The following is a 17,810-nucleotide window of genomic DNA, read 5'->3' as shown; positions in this document are numbered from 1 at the left end:
GTTACTTCTTCGCTTCGTCTTCGTCGATGATCTCGGCGTCGACGATGTCCTCGTCCGAGGACCCTGCCGAAGCTCCGGAGGCACCCTCAGCGCCGGGAGCGGCTGCGCCGTCCGGCGAACCGGGCTGGGAGTAGATGGCCTCGCCCAGCTTCGTCTGGGAAGCCTGAAGCTTCTCGAACGCGGACTTCACAGCGGCATCGTCGGTGCCTTCGAGGGCCTTCTTGAGGGCGTCGACGTCGGCCTGGACCTCGGTCTTGACCTCTTCGGGCAGCTTGTCCGCGTTGTCGGCGATCAGCTTGTCCACGGAGTAGGCCAGCTGTTCGGCGGTGTTGCGGGTGTCGGTGGCCTCGCGGCGGGCCTTGTCCTCGGCTGCGTGCTCCTCGGCGTCACGGACCATGCGGTCAATGTCTTCCTTGGAGAGGCTGGAGCCACCGGTGATGGTCATGGACTGTTCCTTGCCGGTGCCCTTGTCCTTCGCGGAGACGTGGACAATGCCGTTGGCGTCGATGTCGAAGGTGACCTCAACCTGGGGAACGCCGCGCGGTGCCGGGGCGATGCCGGTCAGCTCGAACGTGCCCAGCGGCTTGTTGTCCCGGGTGAACTCGCGCTCGCCCTGGAAGACCTGGATGGCCACGGACGGCTGGTTGTCATCCGCCGTGGTGAAGGTCTCGGACCGCTTGGTGGGGATGGCGGTGTTGCGCTCGATCAGGTGCGTCATCACGCCGCCCTTGGTCTCGATGCCGAGGGACAGCGGGGTCACGTCGATGAGGAGGACGTCCTTGCGCTCGCCCTTCAGCACACCGGCCTGCAGGGCTGCACCCACGGCCACGACCTCGTCCGGGTTGACGCCCTTGTTGGGCTCCTTGCCGCCGGCCAGTTCCTTCACCAGCTCGGAGACGGCGGGCATACGGGTTGAACCGCCGACCAGCACAATGTGGTTGATGTCGGAGAGCTTGATGCCGGCTTCCTTGATGACGTCGTGGAAGGGCTTCTTGGTGCGCTCCAGCAGGTCCTTGGTGAGGTCCTGGAACTTGGCACGGGTCAGCTGCTCGTCCAGGTGGACCGGGCCGTCGGGGGTGACGGAGAGGTACTGGAGGGAGACGTTGGTGCTGGAGGAGGAGGAGAGTTCCTTCTTGGCCTGCTCAGCTGCTTCGCGGAGGCGCTGCAGGGCGATCTTGTCCTTGGAGAGGTCGATGCCCTTCACCTTGAGCTGGTTCAGCAGGTAGTCAACAACCCGCTGGTCCCAGTCGTCGCCGCCGAGGCGGTTGTCACCGGCCGTGGCGCGGACCTGGATGGTGGAGAAGTTGTCTTCGTCCTTGCCCACTTCCAGCAGGGAGACGTCAAAGGTACCGCCACCGAGGTCGAAGACCAGGATGAGTTCGTCTTCCTTGCCCTTGTCCAGACCGTAGGCGAGTGCTGCGGCGGTGGGCTCGTTGACGATGCGCAGGACGTTCAGGCCTGCAATTTCGCCGGCTTCCTTGGTGGCCTGGCGCTCGGCGTCGTTGAAGTAGGCCGGGACGGTGATGACCGCGTCGGTGACCTTTTCACCCAGGTAGGACTCGGCGTCGTTCTTCAGCTTCATGAGGATACGCGCGGAGATTTCCTGCGGGGTGTACTTCTTGGAATCGATGTCCACCTTCCAGTCGGTGCCCATGTGGCGCTTGACCGAAGCGATGGTGCGCTCGATGTTGTTGACGGCCTGGCGCTTGGCGATTTCACCAACCAGGACCTCGCCGGACTTGGAGAATGCAACGACGGACGGCGTGGTGCGGCCACCCTCGGCGTTGGCAATAACGGTGGGCTCGCCACCTTCGAGAACGGAGACGACGGAGTTGGTGGTTCCGAGGTCGATACCTACTGCACGTGACATGTGTTGCTTCCTTCTTTCCTTGGAAACTGGCTGGCGCCCTAAGCATTGAGCGTTCTGCACTCAACTCTACTCAGGGCGCCAACGATGTCAATCCAAAGTTGAGTGAAGGACGCTCAACTTTGCGTGCAATGGTCAGAAATAACCTCGGCACTCCTTGAATTCCCGCGGATCAGGGCGCAAATATACGACGCCGGCAGGCACGTTCGCTATGCGAGAACGTGCCTGCCGGGCTACTTACCGTTCCGTATTCCGGTCACCATGGAGCGGTCCGCGCTCCTCGTCCGTCGCCTGGACCTGCCCGCCGGTGAGCCCCTCCCGGATGGCGCGCTCCGTACGGGCACCACCGGCAGCGCCGGCATCGCCGTAGTCGCCTTCTTCGTATTCCCCGTCAGCGGCATCGCGTTCGGGTTCGTTGATGGTGCCGGCGTCGCCGTAGTCGCCGTCCACATACTGGCCGCCCTCCCCCTCCAGTCCGGGCGCACTGCTGCCCTTGCGGGGTTCCTCGGCTGCAACTTCAGGATTCTCAGTCATGGTGCATCTCTCCTTCGAGGCTCGGCGTCCGTAGGGGCGCACTGGCAGTCTATCGACGGGCTGCACGCACCAACAGGGCAGGGATCATCTGCTGGGAACCTCTTCCAGGGGCTCGACGCCGGGCTTCCGCGGCTGCACGGCGTTCCCGCCGTCCGTCCGCCCCAGCTTGCTGGGCCACCAGATCTTCGGTCCAATGTCGTAGGCCAGGGCCGGCACCAGCAGCGAGCGCACCAGCACGGTGTCCAGCAGGACGCCGAACGCCACGATGAAGGCCAGCTGCACCAGGAACATGATCGGGATGACGCCAAGGGCGGCGAAGGTTGCGGCCAGCACCACGCCGGCCGAGGTAATGACGCCGCCGGTCACCACCAGGCCGCGCAGGATGCCGGGCCGGGTGCCGTGCTTGAGCGATTCCTCGCGGACCCGGCTCATCAGGAAGATGTTGTAGTCCACGCCCAGGGCCACCAGGAAGACGAAGCCGAACAGCGGAACGGTGGCGTCAGCTCCCGGAAAGCCGAAGAGGTTGTTGAACACGAAGGCCGAGACTCCCAGCGCGGCTGCGTAGGACACCACCACGGAGAGCACCAGCAGGACCGGGGCCACGATGGAGCGCAGCAGCAGCATCAGGATGAAGAGGATCACCACCAGGACAACCGGAATGATGACCACCAGGTCGTGCTGGGCCGTGGTGTTGGTGTCGAGCGCTGTAGCAGTTACGCCACCCACCAGGGCACCGGGATCAACGGCCTTCACCTCGGTGCGCAGGGCCTTGATGGTTTCCTCCGCCTCCAGTGAGTCGGCGGCATCGTTCAGGGTGGCGTTGATCAGCACCTTCCCGTCCCGGACGTCCGGGGCGCTGGGTGCGCCGGGGGCTCCGGTGATGGGCACGCTGCCGGGGCCCAGCAGGTAAGCCTCGCCCACGCCGTCGTCCGCTTTCACCTTGTCCAGCACCTCCGCCGCCTTGCCCTGGTCTGCAACCACGACGGCGGGGCTGCCGCTGCCTGCGTCGAAGTGGCGGGCCAGCGCATCCTGGCCGTCCACCGCGTTCGAGGCGGTGAGGATGACGTCCGTCTGCGGCACGCCGTTGGCTTTCAGCTGGAACAGGCCGCCTGCGGCAACGAGGAGCAGGAGGACGGAGGCAACCCACACGGTCCGGGGGCGCCGCGAGACCAGCGACCCGGTGGCCCGCCACAGACCCTTCTGGCCTTCCAGTCCGGTGACCAGCTCAGGTTCGCGCTCATCCGCAGGGAGGAGCTTGGGCCGGAACGGCCAGAACGCGGCCCGGCCCAGCAGCGCCATGAGGGCGGGCAGCAGGGTGAGCGCGGCGAAGAGGGCGCACAGGATGCCGGCGGCGGCCACCGGGCCCAGGGCCTTGTTGGAGTTCAGGTCGGAGAAGAGCAGGCACAGCAGGGCGATGATCACGGTGGCGCCGGAAGCCAGGATGGGCTCAAAGGAGGCTTTCCAGGCGGTCAGGACGGCGGCTGTGCGGTTGGCGGTGTGGGTGAGCGCCTCGCGGAAGCGGGCCACGAAGAGCAGTGCGTAGTCCGTGGCGGCGCCGATCACCAGGATGGAGAGGATGCCCTGGCTTTGGCCGTTGAGCTGGATCCAGCCGGCCTTGGCCATGCCGAACACCAGCAGGATGGCTGCGCAGAGGGCAAACACCGAGGTCAGCAGCACCATGATCGGCAGCAGCAGGGACCGGTAAACGATCAGCAGGATCACGAACACGGCGGACAGGGCCACGAGGAGGAGGATGCCGTCAATGCCGCCGAAGGCCGCGGTAAGGTCTGCCGCCAGTCCAGCGGGGCCGGTGACGAAGGTTTGGGCCCCCTCAGGGGCAGCCTCTTTCACGGTGTCCCGGAGCTCCTTCACTGCGTCCTTGACCTCAGTCGAGGATCCGATGGGGACCACGAACTGGACGGCCTTGGCGTCCTTGGACGGAATCGGACCGATGACGGTGCTGCCCAGTTTGAGCTTCTCAAGGTCGGCTTTGAGGGTGGCCAGTCCGCCCAGCTGTTGGGGCGTGAAAACCTCGTTTTTCTCGATGAGGATAATGCCGGGAACCTCATCCGAGTCGCGGAACCTCGCCTGCCAGTCCTGGGCTTCCGTTGCCTCGGCGCTGGCGGGCAGGAAGGATGCCTGGTCATTGGACGACACCTCGTCCAAGCGGCCGAAGGTGGGCCCACCAACCCCGGCCAGCCCCAGCCAGGCCAGCACCAGGACAACGGGGACCAGCCAGCGCAGCCAGAACGGGACAAGTTCCCTGCCAACTTTTGTGCGTTTCATGATGCCTTCCGTGGGTGAGCAGGAGGAGTAGTATTTGTTCCAGCATAGATTATCTCCATGACAGAGATAAGTGCCAGTCAAGCTTTTTTGGTTTGACCCGGCAGCAGGTCGCCGGGGAGCAGTCGGCCGCCTCCTGGACCTTGGCTGGAGTAATATCCGTCAGGACGCTTGGGCAGCAACGCGCTGCAACCGGACAACGGGAGGTGGAGATGGCGGCTAACAGTGTTCCGGACCCATCCCCCTCGGCACCGGCAGGACGGGAGTTCGGCCACCCCCTGCTCAGGATCCTGCAGGAGTTCACTCTTGAGGCGAACCGGTACGTGGATGCTGCCGGAGAGCGGAAGGACATGCACCGCACGGACATGAACGCCTTGGCCGTGATCATGCGGCACACCGCACGGGGCAACGTGGTGACGCCCGGCCTGCTGCGCAAGGAGTTGAACCTGAGCTCCCCCGCCACGACGGCGCTGATCGACCGGCTGGACAGTTCAGGACATGTTGTTCGTGAGCGGCACAGCACGGACCGGCGGCAGGTCCAGCTGAAAATGACCCCCAAGGCATTCCAGGAGGGCGGGGCCATCTTTGCACCACTCGCCCAGCACATGGGCAGCGCCCTGGCCGCGTTCTCCGAAGAGGAACTGGAGACTGTCACGCGGTTCATGACGGCAATGATCGACGCCACCGTAGCTGCAAGGACCGAATCCGCCGGGGCGTGATCCAGCATCCGCCGGCACAGCAGGAGGGCCGTACCGGAGCATCCAGGACGGCCCTCCTGCGCTGGCAACAGCGCGGCGGGATTACGGTGCTTTGGGTCGAACCGCCACCAGCCATCCGGCCCACTCGCGGGCGGCACTGAACGTCCACGTCTTCGCACCGCCCGGTCCCGCGGCTGCCTGGACGCCGTCGGCAACTTCGAACCGGCGTGCGCCGGTTTCGATTGCCTGGGTCATCCCCGCCGGCGAGGTGAGGGTCACTGAGCCGGAGTTGACGCTCATGCATCCGACGAGCATCGCGTTCGCGGTTGTGGTGGTCACTGCCGGGACGGTGCCCGACGACGCTGCCGCTCCGGCCGCGGTGGTGGCAGCGGTGTCAAGCCCGGCCGCGCCGGAATAAGTGGCGATACCCCCGCCGCTCGTCGTCGAAGTCGTCGTCCAGGAATAGCTGGCCGGCTCGGCGGCGGTGGCCACCTTGTAGAAACCGTAAACCTTCGGATTCGCGATGCTGGTCGCCGCAGCCAGCCGTGTCCAGCCGGCCGGAGCACCCGTCGCCGTGACGGTGCCGCCATTCAGGGCAACACAGCTGACCATCAGGGTACCTTCGGCCACATTGGCCGGTTTGGGGATGGTAAGCGTGGTACTCGTTGCGGTGTTCACGGCCTGGCTGACCGCCCCGCGGGTAATCGTGCCGGTGCCGCCGCCCGTGTCGCCGGCGCTGATGCTCCAGGTCTGGGTGGCAGCCGTGGCATCGGTGTTCCCCGCCGCGTCCTTGGCCCAGACGTTGAAGGTGTGGGACCCGGCGGACAGCCCGGTGTAGGCCTGGGGTGAGGTGCAGTTGACGCGTGCGGCGCTGTCCAGGCTGCATTGGAACGTGGAATTGGCTTCACTCGACGTGAAGGCGAAGGACGCACTCGTGGACGTTGTCGTTGCAGCCGGCCCCGAAGTGATGGTTGTTTCAGGGGGCACGGTGTCGCCGGGCGGAGGCGTGGTGGGATCGGGCGTCGGCGTGGATCCTGCCCCGATCCTGCGTGGATCGTAGGCGGGGTCGACGAGCAACGCGGGCGAGTATGCTGCAGCAATGGATTGCCAGGGCACCACCTTGAAGTTCTGTTTACCGGTGTCGTTGCTGGTGTCCTGCGTAACGAAGAAGCCCTGGGGGAAGGGACCGCCCACCCCGAAGTTGGTGACGTCTATCCCGTCCATCCCGGTCACGGCGTCGATCCCGTTCGCGGTGGGAATGGCGAAAGCTCCCAGCGGCCTGTTGTCATCCCGGGCATAGGCGTGGAACCGGTTGGAGCCCTGGCTCGCGGCCAGCAGGTACCCCGCGCCTCCGCTGCCGTAGTAGATGCTGATGCCCTTGATGTCCTGGACGATGTCGCCGCCGTTCTCGGTGGTGCTGACCACCTTGGTTCCGGTTGTCGAGTCGCCTGGCTCCGCGCCGAAGCGCCAGATCCCCCCGATGTCCTCCTGGGCTATGTACAGCCGGTTCATCTCATCATCGGCTACGAGGCCCTCGGTGTGGGCCGGACCACTCACCGTCCAGCTGCGCACCAGCTTGCCGGTGACGGACCCGGTGGAACCGTCAAGTTCCCACTGTTCCACTTTGCCGACGTCGGTGACGTATGCGAAGTACTTTCCGGTGGTCGGCGAGTGGTAGAAGGAGAACCCGCGGGGCGTAGCAATATTTGAGGTGGGTGCGAAACTGCCCACCTTCGTCAGCGAGCGGTCCGACTCGTTGACCTTGTAGAAGTCCAGGCTGCGGACCCTGTTGGTGACACCGACCAGCCCGACTTTGCTGCTGCCCAGGGGGAAGTTGTAGCGGACATCGACGTTGTTCATCCGTCCGTCCGGGTAGTAGAACAATTCCTTGCCTGAGAGGTCGTAGACCACCAGCCCGTGCCCGTCAGTGCTCTTGTCAGTTCCGATGGTGGTGCTCTTGGACGGATCTGTGGGATGGATCCAGACCGCGGCGTCATCCGCGGCATCCCCCGTGCCGTGCACCGGGGCAGTTTCGACCGTGGCGCCCACCTGTGCCACAGCCGCGTTCGCCACCTGGGCATTGAGCCCCACGAACAGCCCAGCGAGCAGCCCCGCCGCCGTCAGCGCGGAAACGAACTTGGATGTGATTGTCACCCTGTCCTCCCAAAGCTTGATGCCGCACAGCGTATGCCGGTCTTTTAACCGCGGGTACGGGGTTTTCCACCCTCCCTAACCGGGCCCCCTACGGGGTTTGACGAGACGTTGGTAGCGTTTGGTTATGAGTGCGCAGCAGCCTGAAGATGACGTTTACACGCACGGCCACCACGAATCGGTGGTCCGCGCCCATGCCGCCAGGACCGCCGAAAATTCCGCGGCGTTCGTCCTCCCGTACCTCACGCCCGGGTCCACGCTGCTCGACGTCGGATGCGGGCCCGGCACCATCACCTGCGACTTCGCCGCCCTGGTCAGCCCCGGCAAGGTCACCGGCCTGGACCGCTCACCGGACATCGTGGCCCAGGCCCAGGCGCTCGCCGTCGAACGCGAAGTGCCCAACGTGGAATTCGTGGCGGGCAACATTTACGACCTGGACTTCCCGGACGAGACGTTCGACGTCGTCCACGCCCACCAGGTGCTGCAGCACCTGACGGACCCCGTCGAGGCGCTCCGGGAGATGCGGCGGGTGGCGAAGCCGGGCGGCATCGTGGCTGTCCGCGACGCCGACTTCCATGGCATGAGCTGGTACCCCGACGTTCCCGAGCTGGACGAGTGGATGGACCTGTACCAGCGGATTGCCCGCCGCAACGGGGCGGAGCCCGACGCCGGGCGGCGGCTGGTCAGCTGGGCACAGGCTGCGGGGTTCACCGACGTCGCGCCCACCAGCAGCAACTGGCTTTACGCCACGGCGCAGCAGCGCCGCTGGCAGGCACGCGTCTGGGGTGAAAGGGTGCTGCATTCGGCCTTCGCCGAGCAGGCGCTTGAGTACGGATTCGCCAACCCGGCCGACCTTGCCCGGATCTCAGCGGGCTGGCACCGCTGGGGCTCCACGGACGACGGCTGGTTCCTGATCCCCAATGGCGAGGTCATCGCGCGGGCCTGATTCCCAGGGTTGTCCACATAGCCTGAGGGTTGTCCACATAGCCTGCGCCCGCCCTTCCTGCGCGAATGGGACCGACGTAGCGTCGGGATATGACGTACTACGGCGACAACGACTACTGGTCAGAACCTATTGCGGTGGAGGTTGACCAAGTAGACTTGGTCAACATGGGACAATACAACGTCCAGGAAGCCAAAACGCGCCTTTCCGAGCTGTTGAACCTTGTGGAACGCGGTGAGGATGTGGTCATAGCAAAGTCCGGCAGACCCGTTGCACGGCTGGTCAAAATAGAGCGGCCCTCCAGGCGGGAGCTGGGCTTCCTTGCGCCGCTGCAGATTCCCGATGAATTCTATGACCCTTGGACTGACGACGAAATGGGAGCTGCCGAGTGACGCAGCTGCTGCTGGACACCCATGTGTTCCTCTGGGCGATCGCCGAGCCCAGGAAGCTTTCATCCAAAGCCAGGAATGCCATCACGAAACTCGAAAACCAGGTCTTCGTCTCCCCGGTGACAGCCTATGAGCTGTCTTATAAACACCGGCAGGGAAAGCTCCCCTCCGGGGCTGCGATCGTCACCAGCTTCGGACGGCAGATTGCCCACCTCTACGCCTCGGAGATCAGCATAAGCGCACCCCACGCCCTTGCCGCAGGACAGCTGGACTGGGATCACAAAGACCCGTTTGACCGGATGCTGGCGGCCCAGGCCATGGTGGAAGGGTTCACGCTCGTCACCGCCGACGACGATCTCCGGGCCTTCGAACCCGTTCCCACGCTCTGGTAAGGGTCCAGGACGCCCCGCCGTGGAACAGCTGGGCTTGGCCGTAAGATTGATCAGTGCAATTTTCCCTGTGGCTGGCCCTGGCGGGCGCCGGCGTCCTGATCAGCTTCACCCCGGGTGCCGGGGCCATCAACACCATGAGCAACTCCCTCAATGCCGGCTTCCGCCGGTCCATCTGGGGAATCCTGGGCCAGCAGGCGGCCCTCATTGTGCACGTCCTGATTGTGGCCCTGGGCGTTGGCGTGCTGGTGGCGAGTTCCCCCGTGGCCTTCAACGTGATCCGCTACGCCGGCGCGGCTTACCTGGTGTACCTGGGCGTCCGCCAGTTCCTCAGCAAACCCACTGTGGCGCAGGAGCAGGCAGCCATCCTCCGCCACGAGCCCGCCTGGTCCATTTTCAGGCGTGGGTTCTGGGTCAACCTGTTGAACCCGAAGGCAATCGTGTTCTTCCTGGCCTTCACTCCCCAGTTCATCCGGCCCGACCAGCCGCTGTTCACGCAGTACGCCATTCTCACTGCCACCATCGTGGCGATCGACATCGTGGTGATGTGGTTCTTCTTTGCCGCAGCAGCACGGTCCTTCCAGCGGTTCACCAGCACCGAACGGGGCCAAGGAGTCCTCAGCAAGGTGTTTGGCGTCCTGTTCGTGGGCGTGGGCATCCTGCTGGCCCTGATCCACTGACAGGCGGATGCATTCAAGGGTTCCGCGCGTTTACACCATCATTTCTTGTACCCCTTTCAGACCGAGTAATGCATCTTTACAAGCCTGTAAAACTTTGTGAACCGGCGGCTAGCCAAAGGTGCCCGGAGCGCGCATGCTTAGTCCCATGACCTCAACGTCGAGCGCATACCGCGTCATCACTGTCTGCACGGGCAACATTTGCCGGTCCCCCATGGCCGAGCTCATGCTCCAGGCAGCGCTTGAACGCGAGGGCCTGGACGGGCTGGTGAAGGTGGACTCCGCCGGCATCACCGGGTACGAGGCTGGGCGTCCCATCGATCCCCGCGCGGCCCGCCGCCTGGCCGTGACCCAGCTGGCATCGGAACATCACGTGGCCCGAGAGTGGGAGCCGGAGTGGTTCCGCGAGCGCGACCTGATCCTGGCACTGGACATCGACCACTACGCCTGGCTGAGCGAAGCCGCCCCGGACCAGGAATCCCTGGACAAAATCCGGATGCTCCGCAGTTTCGATCCCGCCATGGCGGACAGGGACCGGCTGGACCAGGGCATCGAGGACCCCTGGTACGGCGGGCATGCGGATTTCGACGCTGTCTGGCACCAGATCCACACGGCGCTGCCGGGCCTGGTCCACCACATCAAGGCAGCCGTCCTGCAGAACACGCAACTGCAACCGCACTAGCTGCGGAGCGCTGAATACAAGCGGCGCGGGTACGGAAAACGGTACGCTCTAGTCCATGAGCCCAGCCCCCGTCATCATCGCCATCGACGGGCGCTCCGGCGCAGGGAAGACCACCCTTGCCGTCGAACTTGCGGCCCGGCTCCGCGCCCACCACAAGGTCTCGCTGTTCCACCTTGAGGACATCTACCCGGGGTGGGACGGCCTGGCGGCCGGCGTGGAGCGCTATGTCACCGCTGTCCTCACTCCGCTGAGCCGCGGCGAGGCGGCCACCTGGACCAGCTGGGACTGGGAGCACCATTACGACGGCGACGCCCGGGTCACGCTGCCTGCAGAGATCGTCATCGTGGAGGGAGTGGGGGCCGCCGCGGAGGCTGCCCGGCCCATGCTTGGCGCGGTGATCTGGGCCGAGTCCCCGGACGACGTCCGCCGTACGCGGGCGCTGGACCGCGACGGCGCAACCTATGAGCCTTACTGGGACCAATGGGGCGCCCAGGAGGAAGAGTGGTTGGGCCGGGACGACGTACCGGGCCACGCAGACCTTCGCGTCCAAAACCTCGCCGACGGATCAGCCCCGGGGGACCTGCTGAAGCTCCTCCCCTACCTGCCGGCCCTGGCGCCTGCCCTGGCCCCGGAACTGTCCGCACGCCGCGGCCTTCGGCTCCATGCCGAGCGCGTGGACGCTTTCCCCGACGCACCGGCACTGTTCCAGTCGCTGTACGGAACTTCCCCCAATGCAGTGTGGCTGGACTCCTCCAACGCGGGCAGCTTGCCGGACAGCCGGGGAGAAAGCAGTGCAGACCCGGCGGCGCGGACTGCCGCCGAGCGCAGCCGGTTCAGCATCATGGCGGACGACGCCGGCACCTTCGGGCAGTTCGTGACGCACCGTTCGGGGGTGAGCCTGATCAGCGCAGGCTCCGCCACTGCCAAGGTCCCCGGCCCCTTCTTCCGCTGGCTGGACACCGTCTGGGGCCGCAGGGCCGTACGCACCCCCGACGGCTATCCCTCCGAATTCACCCTGGGCTGGCTCGGCTGCCTGGGCTACGAGCTGAAACGCGAAACCGGCGGCAGCGACCTGCCTGCCCCCACCCCGGACGCTGCCCTGGTCTTCGCCGGCCGGGCCGTGGTCCTGGACCATACCGAAGGCGCAGCCTGGCTCCTGGCCCTTGAGGCCCCCGACGCCGTGAACTGGCTGGCGCAGGCCCGGGAAGCTGTCGAAACCGCGAGCGCCGGAGGACAGCCGGCGGGTGGCCCGGCAGCGCAAGCCGGCGGCAGCACCGGCGTCGTACTTCCTGTACCTCCCGCATTCCGCAGCCGCGACACGGGCGCACAGTACCGGGAAAAAATCGCCGCTGCCCAGCATCAAATCGCCCAGGGAAACACCTATGAGGTCTGCCTGACCACCACGCTCGAAGCCCGGGTCCCGGCCGGTTCGGTGGATCCATGGACCGCCTACCTGGCGCTGCGCCGCAGGAACCCCGCCCCGTTCGCCAGCTACCTCCGGCTGGGGAACCTCGCCCTGGCCAGCACCTCGCCGGAACGGTTCCTGAAGATCGCGTCCGACGGCGGCATGCGCGCCGAGCCGATCAAGGGCACCCGGCGCCGGGCTGCTGACCCGCAGGAGGACAGCCGGCTGCGCGAGGAGCTGGCCACCTCGCTGAAGGACCGGGCCGAGAACATCATGATCGTGGACCTGCTGCGCAACGATCTCAGCCACTTTGCGGAGCCCGGCTCCGTGACGGTCAGCCGGCTCTGCGCCATCGAAAGCTACGCCACGGTCCACCAGATGGTCAGCACCATCGACGCCCGCCTCCTCCCCGGCGCACCGAGGGCAGAGGCGGTAGCCGCGTGCTTCCCCGCCGGTTCCATGACGGGCGCGCCCAAGATCAGCACCATGGCCATCCTGGACCACCTGGAGGCTGGGCCGCGTGGACTCTATTCCGGTGCCATCGGCTATCTGTCGCTCAACGGGGCGGCCGACCTCGCCGTCGCCATCAGGACGCTGGTGATCAGCACGGCCGGTGACGGAACGGCTGAGCTGTCGCTCGGCGTCGGCGGTGCCATCACCTCGGACTCGGTGCCGGACGACGAATACGAGGAAATCAGGACCAAGGCCTACGGGGTGCTTTCCACCCTGGGCGCCGTTTTCCCGGAAGACTGACGCAATCCGGGAGGACGGCGCATCCACACTGCGGACACCCGTTTAGAAAGAAGCGGCCGGGGGTACGCCCCTGACCTCAGCTGAACCGCTCAAGCCATGCGGCGGACCCAACCCTGGGTGCTTTCCCCACAAGTTAGGTATGCCGCGTGACGGACCTCTCCCCTCCCCAGAACACCAGCAAGGCACCGCGCAGCGCCAAGTACGTCCTCATGCTTGGTGCGCTGGCCGCGCTTCCGGCCCTCACCACGGACATGTACCTGCCCTCGCTGCCCGCTGTGGAGGCCGATCTCCGCACCACCCAGACCGCTGTCCAGCTGACGTTGTCCGGAACCCTCGTAGGGGGCGGGCTCGGCCAGCTGGTGATCGGTCCGTTCTCGGACCGGTTCGGACGGCGGCTGCCGCTGCTCATCGGCATCTCCCTGCACGTGGCCATCTCGCTGCTGTGTTCCATCACGCCGAACATCGAAACGCTGACAGGGCTGCGGGTCCTGCAGGGCTTCTTCAACGCCGCCGCTGCCGTGGTGGCTCTCGCAGTGATCCGTGACCGCTTCGTCGGTTCCGCCGCCGCGCAGCTGCTGTCCCGGCTCATGCTGGTCATCGGCGTTGCCCCGCTCCTGGCCCCCACCGTGGGCCAGGCCATCGCCGCGCTCTGGGACTGGCGCGCCGTCTTCTATGCACTGGCGCTCATCGGCGTGGTCCTGGTGGCAATCGTCTGGAAGTTCATGCCGGAAACCCTGCCGGAGGACAGCCGCAGCCCGGGCCACCCCCGCCACGTGGCGGGCGCTTACTGGTCGCTGCTGCGGGACAGGCACTTCATGGCCCTGGCCGTGATCCCCGGACTGGGGCTCGCCTTGATCATGAGCTACGTGGTGGGCTCACCCTTCGTCTTCCAGAACGAATACGGCTTTACCGCCCAGCAGTTCGCCCTCGTGTTCGCCCTCAACGGCGCAGCGCTTGTCCTCTCGGCCCAGCTCAATGCCGCCCTGGTCCGCAAGTTCCCGCCGGTCCGTCTCCTGCGCACCGCCCTGCTGGTCCAGTTGGGCCTGGCCCTGGTGCTGCTGGCGGTGGTTGCCACGGGCGCCGGGGGCCCGATCGGCCTGGTGGCCGGCCTGTGGCTGGTCCTGTCAGCCCAGGGGATGATCCCGGCGAACGCCTCCGTGCTGGCCCTGCACAACTACGGCCACATGGCGGGAACGGCGGCGGCAGTCATCGGCGCCCTGCAGTCCGGCGTCGCGGGATTGGTGAGCCCCCTGGTGGGACTGCTGGGCGGGAATTCCCTGTCGATGGTCACCGTCATGATCGGCAGCTGCACCGTGGCGGTGCTGGTGCTTGCCTTAGGGACGCCCGCCTACCGGAAGGGCGGCTGGCCTGAGCACGCGGAGCACGACGACGGCCGGCGGGTCAGTGCCGAAGACTAGCCGCAGCGGGGGCTGGACTTGTTATTGAACCGTGGCCGTCAGCCGGGCCACGTTGTCCACGTACCGTGCGGCGAGGGGCCGGTTGAGCCAGTCCGCGAGTTTGAGCTCATGGGAGATGTCCCGGTAGGTGTCCTCCACTGCCCGCATCTTGTTCACGATGTCCTCCCCCAGCAGCATCACTGACACCTCCAGGTTCAGCGAGAAGGACCGCATGTCCATGTTGCTGGAGCCCAGGACGGCCACCTCGTCATCGATGGTGAAGTGCTTGGCGTGCAGCACGAACGGGGCCTTGTACAGGTAGATCCGCACACCGGCCTCAAGGAGCGCCTCGTAGTAGGACCGCTGCGCGTGGTGGACCAGGAACTGGTCGCCCTTCTCGGAGACGAACAGTTCCACATCCACGCCGCGCTGGGCAGCGGTGGTGATGGCGTAGAGCAGTGAGTCGTCCGGCACGAAGTAGGGGCTGCAGATGGAGATCCGGTGCTGGGCCGAATAGATGAGGGTGTTGAAGAGCCGGAGGTTGTTTTCCGTGATGAAGCCGGGGCCACTGGGCACCACCTGGGCCGTGACGTGGCCGGGTTCCGGGTTGGCCGGGAGCTGCAGCTGGTGTTCCAGCGACTCGTCGGTCTCGCTGAGCCAGTCGGTGGCGAAGACGACGTTCAGGGTGGTCACGATGGGGCCGCGCAGGCATGCCATCAGTTCCACCCATTCTCGGCCTGCCTTGCGGTGCCGGGGGTTGTTGTAGGAGGGCTCGATCAGGTTCTGCGAACCCGTGAAGGCGATTTCGCCGTCGATCACCATGATCTTGCGGTGGTTTCGCAGGTCAGGCCGGCGCCATTGGCCATGGATGGGCAGGAGCGGCAGCATCCGCTTCCACTGGATCTTGCCGGCGCGGAGGCGTTTGAGCAGCTTCCGGTACCCCTTGATGCGCAGGGTTCCGATGTGGTCGAACAGGAGCCGCACCTCCACTCCCCGTTCGGCGGCTTCCTCCATCGCCGTGAGCAGGTCGTTGGTGACATGGTCCGAACTCATGATGTAGAACTCGGCGTTGACGAACTTTTTCGCCTTCCGCACCGCCTTGGTCATCTCCAGGATGGAATCGGGGTAGCCCGGAATGAGGTCCACGGAGTTGCCGTCCACCATGGGCAGGGAACCCAGGGTGCGGTTCAGTTCAGCAGCGGACTTCACCCATTCCGGACCCGGGTAGTCACTTTCAACATCGGAAAGCGCGGTGATGCCGGCCTGCACGCGCTCATTGACCAGCTGCTGCTGTGCCCGCCGGCGGCTGGACAACCGGAAATTGCCGAACAGCAGGAACAGCACAATGCCCACGAACGGAATGAAAAAGATGCCCAGCAGCCAGGCCATGGCGGTGGTGGGGCGCCGGTTGCCGGGGATGATGCCCAGCGCCAGGATCCGGATGGCCAGGTCGGCGAAGCCCAGGAGCACCACCACCCACGTCGGCGCGGTGCCGGCAAGCGAGAAAGGCCACAACACGTCTAAAACCCCCGGGGAGATTGGGCTCCGGAGGACGGCTTCCGGCCGGTGCACTCCGCCCAGCTTATCCGCGGTACAGCACTAAGCTGGTGCCATGACCTCACCAGCCCCCGTGGTTCTCGCCTTCCTCGATCCCGCTTTCCCCGACGGCAGGGTGGCCGATGCCACCAAACCCCAGCTGCTGGTCACCGACCTCGGGGTCACCCGCGGCGACGGCGTCTTCGAAACCATGCTGGCCGTGGGTGGAACGGTGCGGAAGATGCAGGCCCACCTGGACCGGCTTGGGGGCTCCGCCGCGGCGCTGGACCTGGTCATCCCGGACCAGGACGCGTGGCGGCGCGTTATTGCGGCTGCGGTTGCACGGCACCGATCCGAGAACCCGCCGGCAGACGCCGCCGCCGATGAACTGGTGGTCAAACTGGTGGTGACCCGCGGCGTGGAAGGCGCAGCGCCCACGGCCTGGGTGCAGGCGTCGCCGGCCGGGGCTGCCGGCCGCCGGCAGCGGGAAACGGGCATCGACGTCATCCTCCTTGACCGGGGTTACGACAGTGATGTGGCCGAACGGGCGCCGTGGCTGCTCCTGGGCGCCAAGACGCTCTCCTACGCCGTCAACATGGCCGCGCTGCGCCATGCCCACAAACAGGGCGCCGACGACGTCATCTTTCTGTCCTCTGATGGTCGCGTGCTGGAGGGCCCCACCTCCACCGTGCTGCTTGCGCATGTGGAAAAGTCCGACGACGGCACAACAGTGAAGCGTCTCATCACCCCGCAGCTGGACAGCGGCATTCTGGCCGGAACATCGCAGGGCGCCCTCTTCGCCGCCGCCAAGGCGGCGGGCTGGGAACTGGGCTACGGTCCGCTGGAGCCCCGGGACCTCACGGACGCCGACGCGGTCTGGCTGATCTCCAGCGTCCGCCTGCTGGCCCCCGTGAACCGGATCGACGGCAAGGAAATCGGCACCCCGTCCATCCAGAAGGAACTGACCGCCGAGTTGAGTGAACTTTTCGCCGGCATCCACTAGTCCGCGTCAAGCGGCGCAATCCCTTTTCCCGCTCCGGCATCACCCGTAAGGTGTGGACCATGGACTCGCGAAACCTGCCGATTGAAAACCTGTCCTTCGACGACTGCTGGGAACTCCTCGACAACGACACCGTGGGCAGGCTTGCCATCGTGGTGGATGAACATCCTGAGATCTTCCCCGTGAACTACGCTGTCCACCTGCGCAGCATCGTCTTCCGCACGGCGCCCGGATCAAAGCTTTGGGGTGCACGGATGGAACGGCCGGCGGCACTGGAGATCGACGGCTATGACCCCGCCTCGGAACAGGCATGGAGTGTGGTGGTGCGGGGCGAAACCGAGATCCTCGAGGACCAGGGCGTGAAGGATGCCGTGGACAGGCTTGGCCTGGAACCGTGGCAGCCAGGCGAAAAGGCCAACTACATCAGGCTCAACGCCAAAGCCCTCACGGGGCGACGGTTCCGGGTGAACCGGCCGGACGTCTGGAACACCCGCCTGCAGGACCGGCGCCGGGCATCCTTCGAATAGTGCCGCCCGGGCAAGCACGTTTCCCAAACACCTGGCCCGCTCCATCTTTAAGTGGGACGGTTGCCTCATATCTTGTCTCCGGGTAAAGTCTACATCGTAGACAAGTTGGTGAGAGGGCTTGGGCTTCCCCCGAAATCTGAGGGATGCGCCTACATAATCCTTTGCCACTTTGTGCAGGGCATCGAGGTTCGCCGCTGCAGCCTACCGGCGGCACCACGCACCGAGCGAAGGGACGCCATCATGGCCAATTCGCAGTTTGATCTTTTCCTCCACGAAGCCACCTACGCAGACCACGCCTCGGAATCCAGCCTCGACCGCGACCGCCTTTACGGGCTGTACACCAGCTGGTGCTTCGTCAACGAACAGCCCACGGGCAACGAGTCCAGCTTCTGGGCTGCCATGAAGCACAAGGTTTCGGTCCGGCATAACGGACTGCGCATGAAAGGACCGGCCGCCGCGGACTACATCCTCAGCAGCTACCCGCGCCTCGTTTAAGGCGCTCCGGACTTCCAGCGCCCCGGGTAACCGGCGGCAGACGATTACATGCTGTGGCACTTTTGTGCCGCAGCATTTTTCATG

General features: G+C 65.7%; 16 protein-coding genes. 11 read left to right on the top strand and 5 right to left on the bottom strand.

Annotated features, from left to right (window positions below; translation table 11 throughout):
• Position 1 precedes the first annotated feature (1 nt).
• From dnaK to ACTHQS_RS05850, 3 genes are all read right to left on the bottom strand, one after another.
• Positions 2–1,870 carry a molecular chaperone DnaK gene (gene dnaK, locus ACTHQS_RS05860; RefSeq protein ID WP_440166926.1) on the bottom strand — a complete coding sequence of 623 codons (1,869 nt, stop codon included), beginning with the start codon at positions 1,868–1,870 and terminating at the stop codon, positions 2–4.
• Positions 1,871–2,104: 234 nt separating this feature from the next.
• Positions 2,105–2,401, bottom strand: coding sequence for a hypothetical protein (locus tag ACTHQS_RS05855; protein WP_440166924.1), 297 nt, complete (start codon positions 2,399–2,401; stop codon positions 2,105–2,107).
• 84 nt (positions 2,402–2,485) lie between these two features.
• Positions 2,486–4,687: an MMPL family transporter gene (locus ACTHQS_RS05850; protein WP_440166922.1), complete on the bottom strand. Its 2,202-nt coding sequence runs from the start codon at positions 4,685–4,687 to the stop codon at positions 2,486–2,488.
• Positions 4,688–4,896: 209 nt separating this feature from the next.
• Here ACTHQS_RS05850 and ACTHQS_RS05845 point away from each other — a divergent pair, with 209 nt between their 5' ends.
• On the top strand, positions 4,897–5,403 hold the full coding sequence (locus ACTHQS_RS05845; RefSeq protein WP_440166920.1) for a MarR family winged helix-turn-helix transcriptional regulator: 507 nt from the start codon (positions 4,897–4,899) through the stop codon (positions 5,401–5,403).
• A gap of 81 nt (positions 5,404–5,484) precedes the next feature.
• Here the strand turns inward: ACTHQS_RS05845 and ACTHQS_RS05840 are convergent, their stop codons facing one another.
• Positions 5,485–7,536 carry a phytase gene (locus ACTHQS_RS05840; RefSeq protein WP_440166919.1) on the bottom strand — a complete coding sequence of 684 codons (2,052 nt, stop codon included), beginning with the start codon at positions 7,534–7,536 and terminating at the stop codon, positions 5,485–5,487.
• Between the two features lie 124 nt (positions 7,537–7,660).
• Between ACTHQS_RS05840 and ACTHQS_RS05835 the strand changes: the two genes are divergently transcribed.
• The 7 genes from ACTHQS_RS05835 (at position 7,661) to ACTHQS_RS05805 (ending at position 14,189) form a co-directional block, all read left to right on the top strand.
• On the top strand, positions 7,661–8,479 hold the full coding sequence (locus tag ACTHQS_RS05835) for a methyltransferase domain-containing protein (protein ID WP_440166917.1): 819 nt from the start codon (positions 7,661–7,663) through the stop codon (positions 8,477–8,479).
• Between the two features lie 89 nt (positions 8,480–8,568).
• Complete coding sequence (locus tag ACTHQS_RS05830) at positions 8,569–8,868, top strand: type II toxin-antitoxin system Phd/YefM family antitoxin (protein ID WP_440166915.1); 300 nt, start codon at positions 8,569–8,571, stop codon at positions 8,866–8,868.
• A complete protein-coding gene (locus ACTHQS_RS05825; RefSeq protein WP_440166913.1) occupies positions 8,865–9,257 on the top strand; it encodes a type II toxin-antitoxin system VapC family toxin in 393 nt (130 codons plus the stop codon). Before ACTHQS_RS05830 ends, ACTHQS_RS05825 begins: the two co-directional genes overlap by 4 nt.
• Before the next feature lie 53 nt (positions 9,258–9,310).
• Positions 9,311–9,934 carry a LysE family transporter gene (locus ACTHQS_RS05820; RefSeq protein WP_440166911.1) on the top strand — a complete coding sequence of 208 codons (624 nt, stop codon included), beginning with the start codon at positions 9,311–9,313 and terminating at the stop codon, positions 9,932–9,934.
• A gap of 145 nt (positions 9,935–10,079) precedes the next feature.
• Complete coding sequence (locus ACTHQS_RS05815; protein ID WP_440166909.1) at positions 10,080–10,613, top strand: low molecular weight protein-tyrosine-phosphatase; 534 nt, start codon at positions 10,080–10,082, stop codon at positions 10,611–10,613.
• A gap of 55 nt (positions 10,614–10,668) precedes the next feature.
• Positions 10,669–12,771: an aminodeoxychorismate synthase component I gene (gene pabB / locus ACTHQS_RS05810; RefSeq protein WP_440166907.1), complete on the top strand. Its 2,103-nt coding sequence runs from the start codon at positions 10,669–10,671 to the stop codon at positions 12,769–12,771.
• Positions 12,772–12,917: 146 nt separating this feature from the next.
• Positions 12,918–14,189 (top strand): multidrug effflux MFS transporter, encoded by a 1,272-nt coding sequence (locus tag ACTHQS_RS05805; protein WP_440166905.1) that lies wholly within the window; start codon positions 12,918–12,920, stop codon positions 14,187–14,189.
• 21 nt (positions 14,190–14,210) lie between these two features.
• Here ACTHQS_RS05805 and cls read toward each other — a convergent pair whose 3' ends face one another.
• Positions 14,211–15,686, bottom strand: coding sequence for a cardiolipin synthase (gene cls / locus ACTHQS_RS05800; RefSeq protein ID WP_440166904.1), 1,476 nt, complete (start codon positions 15,684–15,686; stop codon positions 14,211–14,213).
• 94 nt (positions 15,687–15,780) lie between these two features.
• Between cls and ACTHQS_RS05795 the strand changes: the two genes are divergently transcribed.
• From ACTHQS_RS05795 to ACTHQS_RS05785, 3 genes are all read left to right on the top strand, one after another.
• Entirely contained in the window at positions 15,781–16,707 is a 927-nt protein-coding gene (locus ACTHQS_RS05795) for an aminodeoxychorismate lyase (protein WP_440166902.1), read from the top strand.
• Positions 16,708–16,766: 59 nt separating this feature from the next.
• On the top strand, positions 16,767–17,231 hold the full coding sequence (locus ACTHQS_RS05790; RefSeq protein WP_440166900.1) for a pyridoxamine 5'-phosphate oxidase family protein: 465 nt from the start codon (positions 16,767–16,769) through the stop codon (positions 17,229–17,231).
• A gap of 240 nt (positions 17,232–17,471) precedes the next feature.
• The gene (locus ACTHQS_RS05785) at positions 17,472–17,726 is read left to right on the top strand and encodes a hypothetical protein (RefSeq protein ID WP_440166898.1); all 255 of its coding nucleotides are present in this window, start codon (positions 17,472–17,474) and stop codon (positions 17,724–17,726) included.
• Positions 17,727–17,810: the final 84 nt, after the last annotated feature.

The sequence above is a fragment of the Arthrobacter sp. SAFR-044 genome (assembly GCF_051965175.1).
Lineage (GTDB): Bacteria > Actinomycetota > Actinomycetes > Actinomycetales > Micrococcaceae > Arthrobacter.
The sequence above is the reverse complement of the archived record's forward strand: the minus strand, read 5'-3'. Positions and strand labels throughout refer to the sequence as shown.